The following is a 20,602-nucleotide window of genomic DNA, read 5'->3' on the forward strand; positions in this document are numbered from 1 at the left end:
CGGGGCGGGTCCGACGGTGATTCACTTTCCCGCGCAGCGGCGAGGGCCGCTCAGTGCGCTCAGCCTGCGGCTGGCCGCCGCCGTCGCCCTGGTCTGCGCCGTGGTCAGCGCGGTCTACCTGGACCGCGACGGCTACCGCGACGTCAACGAGGACGGCCTGACCCTCCTCGACTGTTTCTACTACGCGGTGGTCTCGCTCTCCACCACCGGCTACGGCGACATCACGCCGGCCTCGGACTCGGCCCGGCTGATCAACATCCTCTTCGTCACGCCGGCCCGGGTGCTCTTCCTGATCATCCTGGTCGGCACCACCCTGGAAGTCCTGACCGAGCAGTACCGGACCGGCCGTCGGCTGAGCCGGTGGGGGAGAACCGTGAAGGATCACGTCATCATCTGCGGCTACGGCACCAAGGGCCGCAGTGCGATCTCCGCCCTGCTCGAGAACGGGTTGGACAAGTCCAGGATCGTGGTGGTGGAGCGCAGCGGCGCGGCGATCCGGCAGGCCACCTCGGCCGGGCTGGTCGCCATCGAGGGGTCGGCCACCCGGTCGGCGGTGCTCAACGAGGCGCACGTCCGGTCCGCCAAGGCGGTGATCATCGCGACCGACAGCGACGACGCGTCCGTGCTGGTGGCGCTGACCGTCCGCCAGCTCACCGCCGGGCAGGTCCGGATCATCGCCGCGGTCCGGGAGGCCGAGAACGCCCCGCTGCTCAAGCAGAGTGGCGCGCACCACGTGATCGTCTCCTCCGCCACCGCCGGCCGGCTGCTCGGCCTCTCCACCTCCGCGCCACCCCTGATCGACGTGGTCGAGGACCTGCTCACCCCCGGCCAGGGCATGGCGCTCGCCATGCGTTCGGCGGAACGCGCCGAGGTGGGACGTTCGCCCCGGGAGCTGGAATCGCTGGTCATCGCGCTGGTCCGCCGGGGCAAGGTGGTCACCCTCTCCGACCGGGCCGGCGCCCTCATCGAGACCGGCGACATGCTGGTGTACGTCCGCGACGACCGGCCCCAGGCGGCGACCACCCCCTGAGCGGTACGACGCAGGGGCGGCCCCGTCCGGGACCGCCCCTGCGTCGTGCTCGTCCGGTGGCTAGAGGATGGTCCAGGTGTCCCCGCTGTTGAGCAGCCCGGCGAGCTGCTGCTCCGGCGTCTCGGAGACCGCGGCCTTGGCCTCCGCGACCTGCGTCTGCACCACGCTGTCGTAGGTGGGGCGGTCGACCGAGCGGAACACGCCGATCGGGGTGTTGCTCAGGTCCGGCCCCGGCAGCCGGCTCAGCGCGAACGCGTACGCCGGGTCGGCGATGGTGGCGTCGTGCACCAGGATGTGCTCGGCCGGGGTGAAGTCCGTCCTGCGCACCTCCAGGCCGAAGCCGCCCGGCGGGTGCACCACGCAGAACTGGTCGTCCTTGCCGAACATGATCGGCTGCCCGTGCTCCAGCCGGATCAGGAAGTCGTCGCGGGTGTCCGGCTCCTTGAGCGGGTCGAACGCGCCGTCGTTGAAGATGTTGCAGTTCTGGTAGATCTCCACGAACGCCGAGCCCTGGTGCTCGGCGGCCGCCCGCAGCACCGACTGGAGGTGCTTGCGGTCGGAGTCGATGGTGCGGGCGACGAAGGTCGCCTCCGCGCCCAGGGCCAGCGAGATCGGGTTGAACGGCGCGTCCGCCGAGCCGGCCGGGGTGGACTTGGTGACCTTGCCGACCTCGGAGGTGGGCGAGTACTGCCCCTTGGTCAGCCCGTAGATCCGGTTGTTGAAGAGCAGGATCTTGAGGTTGACGTTGCGGCGCAGCGCGTGGATGAGGTGGTTGCCGCCGATGGAGAGGGCGTCACCGTCGCCGGTCACCACCCAGACCGACAGGTCCGGGCGGCTGACCGAGAGCCCGGTGGCGATCGCCGGGGCGCGGCCGTGGATCGAGTGCATCCCGTAGGTGTTCATGTAGTACGGGAAGCGCGAGGAGCAGCCGATGCCGGAGACGAAGACGATGTTCTCGCGGGGGATCTTCAGCTCGGGCATGAACTGCTGCACCGCGGCGAGGATCGCGTAGTCACCGCAGCCGGGGCACCAGCGCACCTCCTGGTCGGACTTGAAGTCCTTGGCGGTGAGCTTGAGGGCGACGGGCTCAGACATTCTTCAGGACCTCTTCCAGCATCGTCTCCAGCTCCGCGGCGGTGAACGGCAGGCCCCGGACCTGGTTGTACGCGATCGCGTCGACCAGGTAACGGCCCCGGATCACCTGGGCGAGCTGGCCGAGGTTCATCTCGGGGATGACCACGCGCTCGTAGGAGCGCAGCACCTCACCGAGGTTGGCCGGCATCGGGGCGAGGTGCCGCAGGTGTGCCTGCGCGATGGAGAGCCCACGCTGCCGCAGCCCGCGGCAGGCCGCGCCGATCGGCCCGTACGTCGAGCCCCAGCCGAGCACCAGCACCCGGGCGTCGCCGTCCGGGTCCTCGACCTCGACCTCCGGCACCGGGATGGTCTCGATCCGGGCGGCCCGGGTGCGGACCATGAAGTCGTGGTTGGCCGGGTCGTAGGAGATGTCGCCGGTCTTGTCGGCCTTCTCCAGCCCGCCGATCCGGTGCTCCAGGCCCGGGGTGCCCGGGATGGCCCACGGCCGGGCCATCGTCTCCGGGTCGCGCAGGTACGGCAGGAAGCTCTTGCCGTCCTCGCCGTTGGGCTCGGTGGCGAACTCGACCCGCAGGTCGGGCAGGGAGTCCACCTCCGGCAGCAGCCACGGCTCGGAGCCGTTGGCGACGTAGTTGTCGGAGAGCAGCAGCACCGGGGTGCGGTAGGTCAGCGCGATCCGGGCCGCCTCGATGGCCGCGTGGAAGCAGTCCGCGGGCGACTTCGGGGCGATCACCGCGACCGGAGCCTCGCCGTGCCGGCCGTAGAGGGCCATGTTCAGGTCGGCCTGCTCGGTCTTGGTCGGCATGCCGGTGGAGGGGCCGGCCCGCTGCACGTCGACGATCAGCAGGGGCAGCTCCAGCGCCACCGCCAGGGAGATCGTCTCGCTCTTGAGCGCGACACCCGGGCCGCTGGTGGTGGTGATGCCGAGCGCGCCGCCGTACGACGCGCCGAGCGCCGCGCCCACCGCCGCGATCTCGTCCTCGGCCTGCATGGTGGTCACGCCGAAGCGCTTGTGCTTGCTCAGCTCGTGCAGGATGTCCGAGGCCGGGGTGATCGGGTACGCCCCGAGGAAGACCGGCAGCCCGGAGCGGACCCCGGCGGCGACCAGCCCGAGGGAGAGGGCGGCGTTGCCGGTGATGTTGCGGTAGGTGCCGGGGTGCATCTTCGCCGGCTTGACCTCGTAGCGCACCGAGAAGGAGTCGGTGGTCTCGCCGAAGTTCCAGCCGGCCTTGAAGGCGGCGATGTTCGCGGCGACCAGTTCGGGGCGCTTCGCGAACTTGCGCTCCAGGAAGCGCAGCGTGGACTCGTACGGCCGGGAGTACATCCAGGAGAGCAGGCCGAGGGCGAACATGTTCTTGGCCCGCTCGGCGTCCTTCTTCGACACGGCCTGGTCGGCGAGCGCGCCGACCGTCATCGAGGTCAGCGCGACCGGGTGCACCACCCAGCCGGCGAGGGTGTCGTCCTCCAGCGGGTTGGCCTGGTAGCCGACCTTGGCCAGGTTGCGCTTGGTGAACTCGTCGGTGTTGACGATGATGTCCGCGCCCCGGGGCAGGTCGTGCAGGTTGGCCTTGAGGGCGGCCGGGTTCATCGCGACCAGGACGTTCGGCGCGTCACCCGGGGTGAGGATGTCGTAGTCGGCGAAGTGGACCTGGAAGCTGGAGACTCCGGGCAGGGTGCCGGCGGGGGCCCGGATCTCGGCGGGGAAGTTCGGCAACGTGGAGATGTCGTTGCCGAGCTGCGCCGTCTCCGAGGTGAACCGGTCGCCGGTGAGCTGCATGCCGTCGCCGGAGTCACCGGCGAACCGGATCACCACCCGGTCGAGTTGGCGGATCTGCTTGGTCACGCCTGCACCTCGTTTCGCGCGGCCCGGTCGCGCGGGCGGCCTAACCTGATGCTGGCCTCGCCTTGCCCGGCCACCTGACCTCCTTGGACGCACTGCTGTGGCGGGCCCTCCGGACAACCGGCCCGGCCCGCTCCGCTCAACATCTAGGAGCCTACGTCGGGCAGGGGGTCCCATCGGGCCGCAGGTCCGCCGAATGGGACCGTCCTACGCAGTGAACTGTACGGTTTTGTGGCGTTTTGGGGCTAGGGCCGTAATCGAAATCACCGGTCGGAGATCCGTCAGTTGATCGATGAAGATCACTTCGGGCTGCCTCCGGTGCCGGTCGCTCCGCCCGGCGGTCCGGTCAACCGCCGGCGCAGTGAGGTGGTCGCGAGCGTCAGCGCGAGCACCACCAGAAGACCGGAGACGACGATGAGGATGATCGCGGTCCGCTGCGCCGTACTCAATCCGCCGTCCGGACCCGAGCCTCTGGTCGAACCGGTGAGGACGCCCTGCGAGCCGGTCGGCTGGGGTATCCCGGCCACCGGGGTGGCGAGCGCGGCGGCGGCAGTGATCCGGAAGCTCATCTGCACCCGGCGACTCCGGCCGTTGCGCGGGTCGAGCTGGCCGACCACGCCACCGGAGAGTGGTGCCCGCAGCTGCGCCTCCGGCGTCGCGGCCACCGGCAGCCGCAGGACGGCCGTCCGGCCCGCCGGCACCGTACCGACCTCGCAGCGGGTGCGCCCGGTGACCGGCTGGGACACGCAGCCGGCCGGCGGTTCGGGGACGCTCACCCCGTCGGGAAGGACCACCTCGACCAGGCCGGCGGCGTCCACCGTGCCGGTGTTGCCGAGCCGGACCTCCATCGCACTCGGCCCGCCGCCGATGTCGAAGGCCAGTTCGTCGGCCTCCAGCGCGATGCCGGGCACCGGCGGGCCGGGCGGGAAGAGGACCGCGAAGCCCTCGTCGTCGCGTACCGGGGCGGCCTCGCCCGGGGCGGTCGCGGTGACCGTGACCGTGCCGCTGAGCGGTATCCGCCGCCAGGCGTCCCCGCTGACCCGGAGCCGGATGAGGCTGCTGAACCGCGCGCCCGGGGCCGTCGTCCACGCGCCGCACCGGTAGTCGCGGTCCCCGGCCGGGGCGCACCCTGGCGTACCGGCGTCGGTGACCCCCGCCGGCAGGGTGTACGCCAGGCCGACCTGGCCGGTCACCCCGCCGGTGTTGGTCACGGTGACCTGGAGGGTGGCCGTGGTGCTCGCGGCGTTCCAGTAGCCGGTGGACAGGTGGACGTCCCCGGTGGTGACCCGGACACCGAGCCGGCCGGGAGCCGGCTGCCCGGGGGCGGGCGTCGACGGCAGGGACCGGGTCGGCAGCGGCGGCCGGGGCGTCGAGGTTCGGGTGGCGGTGGGCAGTGGCGCGGCCGACGTGACGACTACGGTGGGTAGCGGATCGGGTGCGCCGGTGGTCGGCGGTGGAGGTGTCTCGACCGGCGGCTCCACGGTCGGCGGCGCGGTGGTGGGCACCGGCTCGGTCGGGGTGGGCGGGTCGGTCGGGGGCTCCGGGTCGCCGTTCCCCGCCGGATCGGTGGCCGGGGCATATGCCTGCCCGGCAGACACCGGCGTGGCGGTGGCCAGGCTCGGGGACACCGCCGCCGCGGCGGCCCCGCCGACAGTCAGCGAGATCGACAGCAGGGACACCAGCCATCGGTCGCGGAGGCGCCCAGCCGGGCGCGCGTCGGGGCGCGTCATCTCTCCTCCGGTCACAGCGGGTGAGGGTTCATTATTCGGTAACAGTTGTCGCACGACACTGATCCACGGGGAAACAGTTGCGTAACGGGTTCGGGCCGGTGGTCGGCCGGTAGGCTGTCGGATCGTGGGCGGATACCTGGGCTCGTACGCGACGCTCGGGCTGTTGTTGGCCGCGAGCGTCCTCTTCTTCGTTGTGGCGTTCTCGGCCAACCGGGTGTTACGTCCTGCCCGTCCGGCTGATCCGCCGGGCAAGCGCACCAGCTACGAGTGCGGCCTCGACCCGGTGGGCGGCGACTGGGCCCAGATGCAGATCCGCTACTACGTCTACGCGTACCTGTACGTGCTCTTCGCCGTCGAGGCGGTATTCCTCTTCCCCTGGGCGGTGGTCTTCGACCGGCCCGGCTTCGGTCTGGTCACCGTCGCCGAGATGGGCGTCTTCGTGGCCGTGCTCGCGCTCGGCATCCTCTACGCCTGGCGGCGGAACATCCTGCGCTGGAGCTGACCGGCGACGGCCGGGGCCGGCGCGGCCCGGTGCGGCGCGGGCCGGCGAGGTGCGGGTCAGGCCCGGCGAGGTCCGGCGCGGCCAGGATTCTCAGGCCAGGCCGCGTCGGGTCAGGGCGGGCGGGCGGTCCCCCCGGATCGAGGCCACCATGTCCAGCACCCGCCGGGTCTGCCGCACCTGGTGCGCCCGGAACACCCGCGCGCCCAGCCAGGCCGACACGGCGGTGGCGGCGAGCGTCCCCTCCAGCCGTTCGGACACCGGCAGGTCGAGGGTCTCCCCGACGAAGTCCTTGTTCGACAGGGCGACCAGCAGTGGCCACCCGGTGCCGGCCAGCTCGTCGAGCCGCCGGGTGATCTCCAACGAGTGGCGGGTGTTCTTGCCGAAGTCGTGCGCCGGGTCGATGAGGATCCCGTCGGCGCGCACCCCGAGCGCCACCGCCCGGTCGGCGAGCCCGGTCACCGTGGTCAGCACGTCCGCCACCACGTCGTCGAAGGCGGCCCGGTGCGGCCGGGTCCGTGGCGCCAGCCCGCCGGCGTGCGAGCAGACCAGCCCCGCGCCGGTCTCGGCGGCGACCCGGGCCAGCGCCGGATCCGCGCCGGACCAGGTGTCGTTGAGCAGGTCCGCCCCGGCCGCGACCGCCTCCACCGCCACCTCGGCCCGCCAGGTGTCGATCGAGATGACCACCTCGGGGAAGGCGGCGCGGACGGCGGCGATCGTGTCGACCGTACGGCGGATCTCCTCGGCGACGTCCACCTCGTCGCCGGGGCCGGCCTTCACCCCACCGATGTCGATGATCTCGGCGCCCTCGCCCACGGCCCGCTCCACGGCCCGCAGGGCGCTGTCGGCGGCGTACGTGGCCCCCCGGTCGAAGAACGAGTCCGGCGTGCGGTTGACGATCGCCATCACCACCAGCTCGTCCGGGGTGAACGTACGCGCACCGAGCCGCAGTGTCCTGGCCATGCCGCCTCCCGAACCCCGCCCGTAACCGACTGTCTGCGACGCTAGCCGGTCCGCCCGTGACCGCGTGCCCCCGGCCCACCGTCCGGGCCGATCGACGGCACGCTGTGGTTCGGGGCTCGCCCGACGGCGATCGTCATGCCACGATCTGTGCATGGGTCAGCTTCTGCTCCTGCTGGTCGTGGCGTTGACCGTCGCGGCGTTGGTGTTCGGTGTGACGGTTCTGGTCACCGGCCGCGATCCGGGCCTGGTCCCGGCCGAACCGGACGGTCGGGGGGTCCCGCTGCCCGGCGGCCGTCCGCTCGCCGAGTCGGACATCGGCGCGGTTCGTTTCGACACCGCGCTCCGGGGGTACCGGATGGACCAGGTCGACCAGGCGTTGCGCCGGGCGGCCTACGACATCGGGTACAAGTCCGAGTTGATCGGGGTGCTGGAAGCGGAGGTCGCCGCCTTGCGGGAGGGACGCACGGCCGAGGCCGACGAGCTGCGACGGGCCCGACTGGCCGCCCTGGCCGCTGCGCCGGCCCCCGTCGACGACGCCTCCCCCGCCGGTGCCGCGTCGGCCGGCGCGGTGACCCCGGCGCCCGACGACCCGACCCACCCGACGACCGGCGCCGCCCCCACCGGAGAGGCCGACGCCGCCCCCGAGGCTGACACCGCCCCCGACATCGACACCGCTCCCGAGGTCGTCACCCCCGCTGCCGGGACCACCACCGCCGTCGACAGCGGCGGCACGGAGGGGAGCGGTGGCACGGGCGACGCCGGGGCGGACCGTCGCCCGGCCGGTCAGCCCGACGTCGCCGTACGGTCGGAGTCGGCGTGACCGCACCGGGAGGCTCGGACGAACTGCGGGAGGCGGCCCAGCCCGGTGCCGGTGAGGTCACCGCGACGGTGATCGTCGACGCGCCTGCCGAGCGGGTCTTCGCCGCCTTCACCGCGTGGGAACGGCAGTCGGAGTGGATCCCGTTCACCCGGGTCCGGGTCGTCGAGGGGGACGGCGGCGAGGGCAGCCTGATCGAGGCGGTCACCGCGATCGGCCCTGCGGCGCTCCGGGACGAGATGCGGGTGGTCCGGGTCGACGCGCCGTACGAGGTGGGCGTGGTGCACTGCGGGCGGCTGCTGCGCGGCCCCGGCGTGCTGCGCTGCACCCCGATGCGGGGCGACCGGACCCAGGTGGTGTGGCACGAGTGGTTCCACCTGCCCGGTGGCGCGGCCGGCCGGGTCGCCTGGCCGGTGCTCTGGCCCGGCTCGAAGGTCAGCCTGACCGGGGCGCTGCGGAAGTTCGGCCGCCTCGTCGAGCAGGGCCGCCTGCCCTGACGCCGGGTGGGGCGGACTGACGCCGGCCTGCCCTGACGCCGGGTGGGGCGATCTCACGCCCTGACCCGCGCCGGGCGGACGTCGATCCGGTCAGGAACCGTCGGCGGGGTCCGGCTGCCAGCCGGGAGAGCGGAACAGGTGGCCGGCGCGGTGCCGCCAGGACACCGCCGCGCGGACGTCCCGGGCGATCGCGACGTACTCGTGGAACGCCACCCGCAGCGGGTTGTGGGTGGCGATGTTCTTGGTCAGGCCGTAGACGCAGCGTTCCCGTTCCGGGGCGAACGTGCCGAAGAGCCGGTCCCAGACGATCAGGATCCCGCCGAAGTTGCGGTCCAGGTAGCCGCCCTGCGAGGCGTGGTGCACCCGGTGGTGTGACGGGGTGTTCAGGACCGCCTCGAACCACCGGGGCATCCGGTCGATGCGCTCGGTGTGGATCCAGAACTGGTAGAGCAGGTTGACCGAGCCGCAGAAGGCGACCACCGCCGGATGCACGCCGGCCAGGACCAGTGGCACGTAGAAGATCCAACCCGCCACGCTCGTCCAGGGCTGGCGCAGCGCGGTGGAGAGGTTGAACCGCTCCGAGGAGTGGTGCACCACGTGCGTGGCCCAGAGGATCCGGACGACGTGGTGGCCCCGGTGCGACCAGTAGTAACAGAAGTCCTGCGCGAGCAGGATGAGCGGCCAGGTCCACCAGACCTCGGCGATCCGCAGCGGGGTGAGCGTGTACAGCAGCGCGTACGCGGCGGTGATCGGGATCTTCCAGAGCAGGTCCGTCCCGACGCTGCCGAGCCCCATGGTCAGGCTGGTGGCGGTGTCCGCCGCCGCGTAGCCGAGTTCGTCGTCGTCGCGGTGCAGCAGGTAGGAGACCCGTTCCAGCACGAGCAGCAGCAGGAAGGCCGGGATCGACCAGGCGATGACGTCCGGGAACTCCTTCATCGGGCCGCGCCTCCCACCGTCGCCGGCCGCGTCGGAGAGCGCCTCTACCGACTGGTAACAAGAACGATAGGCAGCCCGGCGGGCCGAGGCAATGGTCTGGCAGAGGGTGACCTACCGTGGACGCCGTGGACGACCTGGTTACCGGTGCCGACGGGCTGGCCCGCTGCGGATGGGGCGCAAGCACCCCGGACTACGCGGCCTACCACGACGGGGAGTGGGGTCGGCCGCTGCGCGGTGACGACGCGCTCTACGAGCGGATCACGCTGGAGGCGTTCCAGTCCGGCCTCTCCTGGCTGACCATCCTGCGCAAGCGGGACGCGTTCCGGCGGGCCTTCGACGACTTCCGGATCACCACCGTCGCCGACTACGGCGAGGCCGACGTGGCCCGTCTCCTCGGTGACGCGGGCATCGTCCGTAACCGGGCCAAGATCGAGGCGGCGATCGCCAACGCGCGGGCCGCGCTCGACCTGCCAGCGGGGCTCTCCGCGCTGCTCTGGTCCTTCGCCCCGCCCGCCCGGTCGACCCGGCCCGGCCGGCTGGCCGACGTGCCGGCGGTGACGCCGGAGTCGACCGCGCTGGCCAGGGCGCTCAAGAAGCGCGGCTTCCGCTTCGTCGGACCGACCACCGCGTACGCCCTGATGCAGGCCACCGGCATGGTCGACGACCACCTCGCCGGCTGTCACGTCGTCCTCGCCCCGGCGGCGTGATGGGATGACGGACATGACCGACACCGGCCGCGCCTGGGCCGTGCTGCTCCCCGCCGACCGGTACGAGGCCGAGCGGCTCGTCCACCACGACACGCTGGAGCTGACCGGGCTGGAGAGCGAGCACCGACCGGCCCCCGGCGACCGGGTCGCGGTGGTCGTCGACGGGGAACCACCGTCGCTGGTCGCGCTCGGCCGGGTCGAGTCCGGCGGGGAGACCGAGCAGGATCCGGACGACCCCGACCCCGACGGTACGCGGACGCCGCTGGTCGTGTCGTACACCCGGCGGCTCTTCGACGAGCCGCTGCCGGTCGACGGGCTGGTGCCGGCCGGTCCGGTCACCCCGCTCGCCGCCGACCGCTGGCGTGGCCTGGCCGACCGGCTCGGGCCACCGCCGCCCCGGCGGACCTGGCTGGTCAGCCTGGACCTGCCGATCGAGGCGGCGAGCCCGGCCGAGGCGGTGCGGATCTTCTGGTCGTACGTGCGTGAGCTGGGCCCCCGGGAACTGCCCGCGTACGTCTCGCCGAGCGGGGACGAACTGGCCATGCAGGCGTTCGTGCTGGGCGCCGAGGCCAACCAGGACCCGGAGGAGGACGACTAGCGTCCCCCCCCCGGCGCGGGTAACGCCGGCGGGAAGCCGGCGCCAGCTTCCCTTCACGCGACCACGTTCGTCGACCGCGTGACGCGGGAGCGGGGCGCCGACGCGCTTCCGAGCCCCGGTGGTCGTCCGGCCGCTGACCCCGCCAGCGCGAACGGCACCGGCGGAACCAGCGGAAACGGATTAGCGGGCCGGGTCGGTTCAGCGCCCCTCGTAGACCGGCTGCTCCTTGCGGACGAAGGCGCGGGTGGCGGCGCGGTGGTCGGCGGTGCCCCCGCAGATCGTCTGGGCCTGCGCCTCGGCGGCCAGTGCGTCGGCGAGCGTGCCCGCGTCGGCGATGGAGAGCTGGCGCTTGATCGCCCCGTACGCGACGGTCGGGCCGGCGGCCAGCCGGGCGGCGAGTTCCTGGGCGGTCGGCAGCACCTGCTCGTCGTCCGCCACGAGCTGGTTGAGCAGCCCCAGTTGGCGGGCCTCCTCGGCACCCACCGGCTCGGCCAGCATCAGCAGCTCGATCGCCTTGGCGTGCCCGACCAGCCGGGGCAGCGTCCAGGACGCGCCGGTGTCGGCGGCCAGCCCCACCTTGGCGAAGGCCATCAGGAACTTGGTCCTCGGCCCACCGATCCGGATGTCGGCGAGGAAGGCCAGTGACGCCCCGGCCCCGGCGGCCATGCCGCGTACCGCCGCGACCACCGGCTTGGGCAGGTTGGCCAGGCGGGCGGCGATCGGGTTGTAGTGCGCGCCGACGGTGGCCAGCGGGTCGCCCTTGGTCGACTCCAGGGTCTCCACGTGCTCACGCAGGTCCTGGCCGGCGCTGAACTGCCCGCCCGCCCCGGCGAGCACCACCGCCCGGCAGGTCCGGTCGGTCTCCAACTCGGCGAGGGTGTCGCGCAGGGCCTCCTTGAGCGCGACGTCGAGCGCGTTCATGGCCGTGGGGCGGTTCAGCGTCAGGGTGACGACCGCGTCGGTGCGGTCGACCAGGAGCGGCTCGGTCACGTGTCTAACGACCCTTCTGTCGTACGGCGCGGTTGCCCAGGTCGAGGCACTGTTCCACGTACCGGTCGGCGGCCGGGCGGAGCCGGGCCGCGTGCCGGTCGAAGAAACTGGCGGCGCTGGTACCGGGCCAACGCTCGGGCAGCAGGGCCGGGGGCAACTGCGGATCCTTGAACAGGAAGGTACGCCACGCGTGCACCAGCCGGAATCGTGCCGCGTACGCCTCCTCGTCACCGCTGCGGGCGGTGACCGTGGCCAGCAGCGGACGCTGGTCGGCGACGAAGTCCTCGTACGCCTGGCCGATCTCGGTGAGGTCCCAGGCGCGACGGACCATGGCCACCGCGCCCGGCGTGCCGGCCGCGTGGGCGGCGGTGAAGCGCTCGTACCGGACGCCGGCCTCGGCCAGCACGACGTCGACGTCCTCGGCGGCCCGGGTGGCGATCCAGGTCTGTTCGTCGAGGGTGCCGTAGCCGAGGAAGCGTAGGGTGGTGGCGAGTCGCTGCCGTTCCCGGCGACCGTTCGGCGCGTCGAGCACGATCAGGTCGAACCGGCCGTCCCAGCCGGTCCGGGCGGTGCGGTAGATCCGGGACGCGGCCTCGTCCAGTCGTCGGGCCGCCTTCGGAGTTATCGCGTAGCCCGGTCCGGAGGCGAGTCGGCTCGGGTCGAGCCACCCTTGGCGCACCATCCGGGAGACCGCGGTACGGACGGCCGGGGGCGCGATACCGAGGGGCGCGAGCAGTTTGACCAGGGCGGCGACCGGTGCCCGGCCGCCCCGGGGGCGGAGGTGGTCGCCGTACAGGTCGAAGAGTGCCGACCGTGCCTGCATGACCGCACATTGTGACAGGCCATCTCGGGATATGCTAGGCGCTGTTACATCTAGGTTGCTTCGGTTTGGGTCCGGCGGTGTTCATCAGGGAAAATCGTTGGTCAGCACCGCGCGTCGGCGCGTGGTGGGTTTAACGCGTAGTGGCTGTGGGGCAACCCACCGACCCTGGTGTAGGTCTGAGGGGAGACAACATGGCGGCGATGAAGCCGCGGACGGGCGACGGTCCGCTGGAGGTCACCAAGGAGGGCCGGGGCATCGTCATGCGGGTTCCGCTGGAGGGTGGTGGCCGGCTCGTCGTCGAGATGACTCCCGACGAGGCCAACGCGCTCGGTGACGCGTTGAAGGCAGCCGCCGGCTGATGGAGGAGTGGCCCGGGCGGCGTCCGCCGCCCGGGTGGTCCGGAAGAACCTGAGCCACCGGTACACCGGTGGCTCAGGCTCTTCGTGTCCTGAGAATCCCTGGAGGTACGGCAAAGCGTGCTGGACATCCGCCTGGTGACCGGTCCCGGCCGGTTCGACACCCTCGTCCTACCTGTCCGAAGCGTCGAGGGGACGGACGCCCCGGCGTCGCTGGTCCCGACGGCGGCAACACTCCCCGACGACCTGGTCGCAGAGGCCACCGCCCTGGTGTCGGCGGCGGCGCTGACCGGGGCCGCCGGTGAGACACGGCTCCACCTGCGGCCACTGGCCACCCCCGTACGGCTGCTGATGCTCGGCGTGGGTGACGGCGACGAGACCAGCTGGCGGGCCGCCGGGGCCGCGCTGGTCCGTGCCCTCGCGGAGGAGCCCACCGTCACCGTTGCCCTGCCGGCCGACGCGCCGCCGGAGGCGGTACGCGGCCTGGCCGAGGGGGCGCTGCTGGCGTCCTACCGGTTCCGGCTGACCGATGCCGGGTCGAGCCCGGCACTGGCCGAGCTGGAGGTCGCGGTCGCCGAGCCGGGACGGTACGACGGCGCACTCGACACGGCCCGCACCACCGCCCGGATGACCTGTTTCGCCCGGGACCTGACCAACATGCCGGCGTCGGTGAAGAACCCGGAGTGGTTCGCCGACCAGGTCGCCGGACTCGCCGCCGACCTGCCCGAGGTGGATCTGCGGGTCTGGCAGCCCGACGAACTCGCCGAGGCGGGCTTCGGCGGCATCCTCGCCGTCGGCGGCGGCTCGGCCAAGGGCCCCCGCCTGGTCGAGCTGGGCTGGCATCCGGCCGGCGCGACGACCCACGTGGTGCTGGTCGGCAAGGGGATCACCTTCGACACCGGCGGCATCTCGATCAAGCCGCTCTCCGGCATGAAGCTGATGCGCAAGGACATGGCGGGAGCCGCCGCCGTGGTCGCCGCCACCCTCGGGGCCGCCGCGCTGCGCCTCCCCGTCCGGGTCACCGCCCTCGTCCCGCTGGCCGAGAACTCGGTCTCCGGCTCGGCCTTCCGTCCGGGCGACGTGATCCAGCACTACGGCGGGCTGACCAGCGAGTCCACCAACTCCGACGCCGAGGGACGGCTGGTGCTCGCCGACGCGCTCGCGTACGCGGTGGACCGGCTCGCCCCCGACGTGCTGGTCGACCTGGCCACCCTGACGGGGGCCAACTCGATCGCGCTGGGTACGCGGACCGCCGCGATGTACACCGAGAACGACGAACTGGCCGAGGCGCTGGTCGCCACCGCCGCCGAGGCGGGCGAGCGGTCCTGGCGGATGCCGCTGGTCGGCGACTACGTCGAGTACCTCGGCAGTGACCTGGCCGACTTCTACAGCGCCCCGAACCGGGGCGCGGGCTCCGTGGTCGCCGCCCTGTACCTGCGGGAGTTCACCGGTGACCTGCGGGACCGGTGGGTGCACTTCGACATGTCCGCGCCCGCCTGGTCGTCCGACGCCAAGGCGGAACTCGCCAAGGGTGCCACCGGCTGGGGCGTCCGGGGCCTGCTCCGCTGGCTGGCGACACTGGGCTGAGCGGCCGCCCGAGGTGGTTGCCGGTGAGGCGGTCGTCTCGGCGGTTGTCTGAGGTGGTTGCAGGGGGCCCTTCCTACCGTTTTTTGATGAGGAGGGGACCCCTGCAGGCACCCGAAGCCGGCGGCATCTGGAGCCGGCGGTGGGTGGAGAGCCCTGGTGGTGGGGTGGTCAGCAGCGGATGGCGGCCAGCAGGCCGTGACCGACCGGGAGCAGGGCGGGCACCCACTCGTCCGACTCCCGGAGCGCCTTGATGGCCTCGCGCAGGGTCACCGTCTCCATGTCGCGGGCGGCGGGGTCGCCGATCCGTCCGCCGGCGAGCGCACCGTTGACGGCGAGCACCCCGCCCGGGCGGAGCAGTCGCAGCGCGGCGTCCACGCAGGCGCTGACCCCGGTCACCTCGGCGTCGACGAACACGAGGTCGTACGCGCCGTCGGCGAGGCGGGGCAGGACGTCCAGGGCGCGGCCGGTGATGATCCGGGTCCGCCCCGCGGGAAAGCCCGCCTCGGCGAAGATCCGGCGGGCGATCCGCTGGTGCTCGACCTCCACGTCGATCGTGGTGAGCACGCCGTCGGCCCGCATGCCGCGCAGCAACCAGATGCCGCTCACCCCGGTGCCGGTGCCGATCTCCACCACCGCCCGGGCGCTGCCGGCGGCGGCGAGCAGCCGCAGGGCAGCGCCGGTCCCGGTGGTCACCGTGTCGACGCCCACCTCCTCGGCGAGACTGCGGGCGGTGCGCAGGACGAGGTCCTCGGCGACGTACGACTCGGCGAACTGCAGGGCCTGCGCCGTCGAACTGCCGGAACTGGCGGCCGTGGCGATGGGGCACCTCCGAGGGGCGGCGGGAGTGGAGCGGGGCGGGTTCGCCGTATGAGCCTAGAGGCGACGGTCGAGGGACGCAGCCACGCGGTCGGTCGGTGTGGGGTACGCCCGGTACGACCGTCGACCCGGGGCCGGGTATCCGTGCAATCCTGGATGGTGATCCCGTCCGTCGCGGCCGGGCCGGTGCCGCCGGTCCGCCCCCGGCGCACGGGGCTCGGGACGGACTGGGAGGCACCGACGTGACCGACGGCTGGGACTGGCGCCGGCCCGCCGCGAACCCCGCACCGCCGCAGTCGCCGGTGGCCGGGGGAGCGCCACCGGGCGGCGGGTACGGCGGACCGGCGAACGGTGGACTGGCGAACGGCGGCGGGTACGGCGGACCGGCGAACAGCCGGGGCGTACCGGCCGGCGGTGTGCACACCACGGGCGCCACCTCGCCGTGGTGGTCCGACGCGCTGGCCGACCCGTGGCGGGATCCGGTGGCACCCGCCGCCGTGGTGCTGCCGGCCGCGCCGGTGCGGGGGGCGGAACCCGAACCGGTGGCCGACCCGGACACGCCCCGCCGACCGGCGCTGCGCCAGGCGTTGCTGATCGCCGTGGTCGCCGCGTTGCTCGCCGGCACGCTCGGCGGGGCGCTGGGCTACGCGTTCGCGGTGCGCGGCGGCGCGGGCGGGACGGTGCTCGGGGCCCAGTCACAGGACCCGCCGGTGGCCGCCCAGCGCAAGCCGGACTCGCTGGCCGGGGTCGCCGCGCGGGTGCTGCCCAGCGTGGTCACCGTCCGGGTCGGCAGTGCCGCCGGCACCAGCGAGGGCTCCGGCTTCATCGCCAGCGCCGACGGACACGTGATCACCAACGACCACGTGATCGCCGGCGGCAACGGCAAGGCGACCGTGATCTTCAACGACGGCTCTTCCGCCCCGGCCAACCTGGTCGGGCAGGACCCGGAGTCCGACATCGCTGTGATCAAGGTCGCTCGGACGGGGCTGCGGCCGGTCGAGTTCGGCGACTCGGACGCCCTCGCCGTCGGCGACCCGGTGCTCGCCATCGGTTCGCCGCTCTCCCTGGCGAACACCGTGACCGCCGGCATCGTCAGCGCCCTGGACCGGACCATGCGGGCCGGTGAGCCGGGCGGACCGGTCCGCTACTACGCGGCGATCCAGACCGACGCGGCGGTCAACCACGGCAACTCCGGTGGCCCACTCGTGGACGGCGCGGGGCGGGTCATCGGGGTGAACTCGACGATCAAGTCGCTGGTCTCCGAAGGGCAGGAGGCCGGCAACATCGGCCTCGCCTTCGCCATCCCGATCAACCAGGCCAAGCGCATCACCCAGGACATCATCGGCACCGGCAAGGCACGCCGTACGGTGATCGGCGCCGAGGTGCCCGGACCGGGTGCCGCCCCCAGTGCCACCGGGGGCGTACGGCTGGTCACGGTCGAGCCCTCCGGGCCGGCGGCGGAGGCCGGGCTGAAGGCCGGGGACGTGGTCCTCCGGCTGGCCGGGCGTCCGCTGTCCGAGCCGACCGACCTGATCGCCCTGGTGCGCAAGTTCGCCCCCGGGTCGGTGGTGACGGTCGAGTACCGGCGGGGTTCGACCCTGCAGAACGCCTCGGTGACGCTGGCCGCGGACGCCAAGTAGGCGGCGACCCCCTCCCGGAAGCCCTCCGGCGTGCGTACGCTTGCCCGCAGACGCCGAGGAGGAGGCTGCGCGTGTTCGACAACCTGAACTGGTGGGAGATCGGTGCGCTGCTGCTGCTCGCGTTGCTGATCTTCGGCGACCGGCTGCCCACGGTCATCAGCGACGGCCTGCGGATGGTGCGCAACCTGCGCAACATGGCCCGCAACGCCACCACCGACCTGAGCCGGGAGCTGGGCACCGACATCCAGCTGGAGGACCTGCACCCCAAGGCGTTCATCCGCAAGCACCTGCTCAGCGAGGAGGACGAGCAGGCGATCCGGAAGCCGTTGCAGGGCATCTACGACGACCTGCGTGCCGACGTCACCGGCGTGCACAAGGAGCTGAACGACGTGGCCACGGCGGCGGACCTGCGTTCCGGTGCCGCCCCGACCTCCACGCCGCCCCGGCCCCGCAGCTTCGACAGCGACGCCACCTGACCCCGGGCCGTGAACGGCGAGGTCAGATGGCGTCGGTCAGCTACCTGACCCCGATCCGCGAGCGGCGGGGCCGGGTGGCGTCGGTCAGCGGCCTGCGGGCTTGAGGCCGAGGGGCTTGCCGAGCAGCGACTCGCGGCGGAGGGCCAGCCGGTCGGCGACCGCGTCCAGTGCCTTCGCGGCCGGGGCGGCCGGCTCGGCGAGCACGATCGGGGTGCCGGCGTCGCCGGCCTCGCGGACCCGGGTGTCGAGGGGGATCTGCCCGAGCAGCGGCACCTGCGCGCCGATGGTGCGGGTCAGCGACTCGGCCACGGTCGCCCCGCCACCTGCGCCGAAGACCTCCATCCGGGAACCGTCCGGCAGCTCCAGCCAGGACATGTTCTCGATCACGCCGACCACCCGCTGGTGGGTCTGGAGGGCGATCGCCCCAGCCCGCTCGGCCACCTCGGCGGCGGCGGCCTGCGGGGTGGTGACCACCAGGATCTCCGCGTTCGGCAGCAGCTGGGCCAGCGAGATCGCCACGTCGCCGGTGCCCGGGGGCAGGTCGAGCAGGAGGACGTCCAGGTCGCCCCAGTAGACGTCGGCGAGGAACTGCTGCAACGCCCGGTGCAGCATCGGGCCGCGCCACACCACGGCGGCGTTGCCGGCGGTGAACATGCCGATCGAGATGACCTTCACGCCGTGCGACTGGGGCGGCATGATCATGTCTTCCACCCGGGTCGGACGGGCGTCCGCGCCGAGCATCCGGGGCACCGAGTGGCCGTAGATGTCCGCGTCGACCACGCCGACGGAGAGCCCCCGGGCGGCGAGCGCCGCGGCCAGGTTGACCGTCACGCTGGACTTGCCGACGCCGCCCTTGCCGCTGGCCACCGCGTACACCCGGGTCCGGGAGCCGGGCTGGGCGAACGGGATGACCGGTTCCTCGGCCGAGCCGCCGCCGCGCAGCTTCGCCTGGAGCGACTGCCGCTGCTCGGGGCTCATCACGCCGAACTCGATCTCCACCCCGGTGACCCCGGGCACCGCGCCGACGGCGGCGGTGATGTCGCTGCGCAGCTTCTCCTTCAGCGGGCAGCCGGCGACGGTGAGCAGCAGCGCGACCCGGACGACGCCGTCGTCGCCGACGACCGCGGAGCGGACCATGCCGAGGTCGGTGATGGGCCGGCGGATCTCGGGGTCGTCGACGGTGGCCAGCGCGGCCTGGACGGCGTCGGAGACGGTGCTGACGGGTGCTGACATGCCGGCAATGCTACGTCGGTGCCCGTCCGTGACCACGGGCAGCGGGGGCGGTGTGAGCCAGTCGGCGGCCCGGGCACGCCGGTCAGAATCCGTCCGGTTCGTCCCGGGGCTCGTCGAGCGGGTCGGGGCGCTGGCTGGGCTTCTCCTGCTGCCGGCGTTCCAGCCGGTGGCGGCGCTGCTGGGCCTCGTCCAGCTCCTCGGCCAGCCGGGCCAGCTCGGAGCGGAGGAAGTCCCGGGTGGCCACCTCCCCCATGGCGATCCGCAGCGCGGCGATCTCCCGGGCCAGGTACTCGGTGTCCGCCTTCTGCATGGTGGCGCGGCGACGGTCCTCCTCGAGCGAGACCCGGTCCCGGTCGGCCTGCCGGTTCTGCGCGAGCAGGATCAGCGGGGCCGCGTAGGACGCCTGCAACGACAGGATCAGGGTGAGGAAGGTGAAGGTGTACGGGTCGAAGCGCAGGTGGGCGGGGGCCAGGGTGTTCCAGCCGAACCAGGCCGCGATCACCACCGTCATGTAGACGATGAAGTTCGCCGTACCCATGCCCCGGGCGATCCCCTCGGACCAGCGTCCGAACGCCTCCGGGTCGAACCGGGGCAGCTTGACGGTGCGGGGCTCCGCCGGCTGGTCCAGCCGTTCGGGGCGGCGCTGCTCAGCCATGCCCACCGTCCGTCAGCCGGTACCCGGTCGGCGAGCCGGCGAGCGGTTCCGCGGGCAGGTCCGCGGCCGTGTCCCGCTCCCGCCAGTCCCGGGGCAGGGAGTGGTCCAGCACGTCGTCCACGGTGACCGCGCCGACCAGCCGGTTGTTGCGGTCCACCACGGGCATGGCGACCAGGTCGTAGGTCGCCATCCGGCGGGTGATCTCCGGCAGGGGGGTGGTCTCGCGCAGCGGGTCGATGTCGTTGAGCACCACCCCGCCGAGCAGGTCGGCCGGAGGCTCCCGGAGCAGGCGCTGGAAGTGCACCATCCCCAGGTAGCGCCCGGTCGGGGTGGTCATCGGGGCGCGGGTGACGAAGACCTGCGCCGCCACGGCGGGGGAGAGCTGCGGCTCCCGGATCCGGGCCAGCGCCTCCGCGACGGTCGCGTCCGGCGGGAGGATCACCGGCTCGGAGGTCATCACGCTGCCCGCCGTGCCCGCGGTGTACTTGAGCAGCTGGCGCACCGGGTCGGCCTCGTCCGGTTCCATCAGGTCGAGCAGCACGTCCTGTTCCGGCGGGGGCAGCTCGTTGAGCAGGTCGGCCGCGTCGTCCGGGTCCATCTCCTCCAGCACGTCGGCGGCGCGTTCCCGGCCGAGGGCGGAGAGGATCTCCACCTGGTCGTGCTCGGGCAGCTCGCTGAGCACGTCCGCCAGGCGCTCGTCGTCCAGGGCCGCGGCCACCTCGTTGCGGCGCAGGTCAGGCAGTTCCTGGAGGGCGTTGGCCAGGTCGGCCGGGCGCATGTCCTCCAGGACGGCGAGGAGGTTGGCCGTCCCCCGGGTGTCGGCGAAGCCGGTGAGCCCCCGCACCTTGGCCCAGTCGAGTTGGTACAGGTGGCCCCGGCGGGTGAGCCGGCCGGTGTGCTCCCGGACCGCCACCCGGCTCAGCGACCACTCGCCGCCCCGGGTGCGCTCCATCGCCACGTCGACCACGGTGCCGGACTGCCCGTTGGGGTCGAGGTGCACCCGGCGGTCGAGCAGTTCGGAGAGGACCAGCAGCTCGTTGGGACGCTTCTCGAAGCGACGCAGGTTCAGCGTCCCGGTGCCGAGCACCACCGCGTCCGCCTCGAGGGTGGTGACCCGGTTGATGGAGAGGAAGATGCGTCGGCGCATCGGCATCTCGGCGACCAGCCCGACCACCTCGGGCGGCCGGTTGGTCGGCCGGAGCCGGGCCACCGCGTCGCGGACCCGCCCCACCTGGTCGCCGTTCGGGTCGAATACGGCCACTCCGGCGAGTCGGGCGATGTAGACCCGGGTCGGCGTGCTCACGTCGACCAGCCTAT

General features: G+C 73.1%; 22 protein-coding genes. 11 read left to right on the forward strand and 11 right to left on the reverse strand.

Annotation, left to right across the window (positions count from 1 at the left end; genetic code table 11):
- Positions 1-16 precede the first annotated feature (16 nt).
- The gene (locus tag IGA62_RS15990; protein ID WP_145820316.1) at positions 17-1,030 is read left to right on the forward strand and encodes a potassium channel family protein; all 1,014 of its coding nucleotides are present in this window, start codon (positions 17-19) and stop codon (positions 1,028-1,030) included.
- Between the two features lie 60 nt (positions 1,031-1,090).
- On the opposite strand, the gene IGA62_RS15995 is transcribed toward IGA62_RS15990, so the two are convergent.
- The 3 genes from IGA62_RS15995 to IGA62_RS16005 form a co-directional block, all read right to left on the reverse strand.
- Positions 1,091-2,125, reverse strand: coding sequence for a 2-oxoacid:ferredoxin oxidoreductase subunit beta (locus tag IGA62_RS15995; RefSeq protein ID WP_145820314.1), 1,035 nt, complete (start codon positions 2,123-2,125; stop codon positions 1,091-1,093).
- Positions 2,118-3,965, reverse strand: a complete 1,848-nt coding sequence (locus IGA62_RS16000) for a 2-oxoacid:acceptor oxidoreductase subunit alpha (protein WP_145820311.1) — start codon at positions 3,963-3,965, stop codon at positions 2,118-2,120. The genes IGA62_RS15995 and IGA62_RS16000 overlap by 8 nt, the downstream gene beginning before the upstream one ends.
- Before the next feature lie 296 nt (positions 3,966-4,261).
- Positions 4,262-5,641, reverse strand: a complete 1,380-nt coding sequence (locus IGA62_RS16005) for a hypothetical protein (protein WP_232624663.1) — start codon at positions 5,639-5,641, stop codon at positions 4,262-4,264.
- 175 nt (positions 5,642-5,816) lie between these two features.
- Here IGA62_RS16005 and ndhC point away from each other — a divergent pair, with 175 nt between their 5' ends.
- Complete coding sequence (gene ndhC / locus IGA62_RS16010) at positions 5,817-6,194, forward strand: NADH-quinone oxidoreductase subunit A (protein ID WP_091456552.1); 378 nt, start codon at positions 5,817-5,819, stop codon at positions 6,192-6,194.
- Positions 6,195-6,284: 90 nt separating this feature from the next.
- On the opposite strand, the gene folP is transcribed toward ndhC, so the two are convergent.
- Positions 6,285-7,154: a dihydropteroate synthase gene (folP, locus tag IGA62_RS16015; protein WP_145820307.1), complete on the reverse strand. Its 870-nt coding sequence runs from the start codon at positions 7,152-7,154 to the stop codon at positions 6,285-6,287.
- A gap of 151 nt (positions 7,155-7,305) precedes the next feature.
- Between folP and IGA62_RS16020 the strand changes: the two genes are divergently transcribed.
- On the forward strand, positions 7,306-7,974 hold the full coding sequence (locus IGA62_RS16020) for a DivIVA domain-containing protein (protein WP_145820305.1): 669 nt from the start codon (positions 7,306-7,308) through the stop codon (positions 7,972-7,974).
- Positions 7,971-8,468 (forward strand): SRPBCC family protein, encoded by a 498-nt coding sequence (locus tag IGA62_RS16025; protein ID WP_145820303.1) that lies wholly within the window; start codon positions 7,971-7,973, stop codon positions 8,466-8,468. The genes IGA62_RS16020 and IGA62_RS16025 overlap by 4 nt, the downstream gene beginning before the upstream one ends.
- Positions 8,469-8,558: 90 nt before the next feature.
- On the opposite strand, the gene IGA62_RS16030 is transcribed toward IGA62_RS16025, so the two are convergent.
- Positions 8,559-9,404 (reverse strand): sterol desaturase family protein, encoded by an 846-nt coding sequence (locus IGA62_RS16030; RefSeq protein WP_145820301.1) that lies wholly within the window; start codon positions 9,402-9,404, stop codon positions 8,559-8,561.
- 125 nt (positions 9,405-9,529) lie between these two features.
- Here IGA62_RS16030 and IGA62_RS16035 point away from each other — a divergent pair, with 125 nt between their 5' ends.
- Both IGA62_RS16035 and IGA62_RS16040 read left to right on the forward strand, forming a co-directional pair.
- Entirely contained in the window at positions 9,530-10,111 is a 582-nt protein-coding gene (locus IGA62_RS16035) for a DNA-3-methyladenine glycosylase I (protein ID WP_145820299.1), read from the forward strand.
- 4 nt (positions 10,112-10,115) lie between these two features.
- A complete protein-coding gene (locus tag IGA62_RS16040) occupies positions 10,116-10,709 on the forward strand; it encodes a hypothetical protein (protein ID WP_145820297.1) in 594 nt (197 codons plus the stop codon).
- 198 nt (positions 10,710-10,907) lie between these two features.
- On the opposite strand, the gene IGA62_RS16045 is transcribed toward IGA62_RS16040, so the two are convergent.
- Together IGA62_RS16045 and IGA62_RS16050 are read right to left on the reverse strand one after the other, a co-directional pair.
- Positions 10,908-11,699, reverse strand: coding sequence for an enoyl-CoA hydratase-related protein (locus tag IGA62_RS16045; protein WP_145820295.1), 792 nt, complete (start codon positions 11,697-11,699; stop codon positions 10,908-10,910).
- Positions 11,700-11,703: 4 nt separating this feature from the next.
- On the reverse strand, positions 11,704-12,522 hold the full coding sequence (locus IGA62_RS16050) for a PaaX family transcriptional regulator (RefSeq protein ID WP_145820293.1): 819 nt from the start codon (positions 12,520-12,522) through the stop codon (positions 11,704-11,706).
- A 191-nt stretch (positions 12,523-12,713) separates the two neighbouring features.
- On the opposite strand from IGA62_RS16050, the gene IGA62_RS16055 reads away from it, so the two are divergent.
- Together IGA62_RS16055 and IGA62_RS16060 are read left to right on the forward strand one after the other, a co-directional pair.
- The gene (locus tag IGA62_RS16055) at positions 12,714-12,881 is read left to right on the forward strand and encodes a DUF3117 domain-containing protein (protein ID WP_007455245.1); all 168 of its coding nucleotides are present in this window, start codon (positions 12,714-12,716) and stop codon (positions 12,879-12,881) included.
- A gap of 117 nt (positions 12,882-12,998) precedes the next feature.
- The gene (locus IGA62_RS16060; protein WP_145820291.1) at positions 12,999-14,465 is read left to right on the forward strand and encodes a leucyl aminopeptidase family protein; all 1,467 of its coding nucleotides are present in this window, start codon (positions 12,999-13,001) and stop codon (positions 14,463-14,465) included.
- 168 nt (positions 14,466-14,633) lie between these two features.
- On the opposite strand, the gene IGA62_RS16065 is transcribed toward IGA62_RS16060, so the two are convergent.
- Positions 14,634-15,242, reverse strand: a complete 609-nt coding sequence (locus IGA62_RS16065; RefSeq protein WP_145820289.1) for an O-methyltransferase — start codon at positions 15,240-15,242, stop codon at positions 14,634-14,636.
- Here IGA62_RS16065 and IGA62_RS16070 point away from each other — a divergent pair.
- The 3 genes from IGA62_RS16070 to IGA62_RS16080 all read left to right on the forward strand — a co-directional run bounded on the left by IGA62_RS16070 (position 15,196) and on the right by IGA62_RS16080 (position 17,397).
- Positions 15,196-15,336 carry a hypothetical protein gene (locus IGA62_RS16070; RefSeq protein WP_176737868.1) on the forward strand — a complete coding sequence of 47 codons (141 nt, stop codon included), beginning with the start codon at positions 15,196-15,198 and terminating at the stop codon, positions 15,334-15,336. The two genes, IGA62_RS16065 and IGA62_RS16070, sit on opposite strands and share 47 nt — an antisense overlap.
- A gap of 172 nt (positions 15,337-15,508) precedes the next feature.
- Complete coding sequence (locus IGA62_RS16075; protein ID WP_186500352.1) at positions 15,509-16,921, forward strand: S1C family serine protease; 1,413 nt, start codon at positions 15,509-15,511, stop codon at positions 16,919-16,921.
- Between the two features lie 71 nt (positions 16,922-16,992).
- Complete coding sequence (locus IGA62_RS16080; RefSeq protein ID WP_145820284.1) at positions 16,993-17,397, forward strand: Sec-independent protein translocase family protein; 405 nt, start codon at positions 16,993-16,995, stop codon at positions 17,395-17,397.
- Between the two features lie 84 nt (positions 17,398-17,481).
- Here IGA62_RS16080 and IGA62_RS16085 read toward each other — a convergent pair whose 3' ends face one another.
- The 3 genes from IGA62_RS16085 to IGA62_RS16095 form a co-directional block, all read right to left on the reverse strand.
- Positions 17,482-18,630, reverse strand: coding sequence for a P-loop NTPase (locus tag IGA62_RS16085; RefSeq protein ID WP_145820282.1), 1,149 nt, complete (start codon positions 18,628-18,630; stop codon positions 17,482-17,484).
- Between the two features lie 82 nt (positions 18,631-18,712).
- Positions 18,713-19,285: a DUF1003 domain-containing protein gene (locus tag IGA62_RS16090; protein ID WP_145820280.1), complete on the reverse strand. Its 573-nt coding sequence runs from the start codon at positions 19,283-19,285 to the stop codon at positions 18,713-18,715.
- Complete coding sequence (locus IGA62_RS16095) at positions 19,278-20,588, reverse strand: magnesium transporter MgtE N-terminal domain-containing protein (protein WP_145820277.1); 1,311 nt, start codon at positions 20,586-20,588, stop codon at positions 19,278-19,280. The genes IGA62_RS16090 and IGA62_RS16095 overlap by 8 nt, the downstream gene beginning before the upstream one ends.
- Positions 20,589-20,602: the final 14 nt, after the last annotated feature.

Origin of the sequence: Micromonospora sagamiensis (assembly GCF_014680085.1) — a bacterium.
GTDB lineage: Bacteria > Actinomycetota > Actinomycetes > Mycobacteriales > Micromonosporaceae > Micromonospora > Micromonospora inyonensis.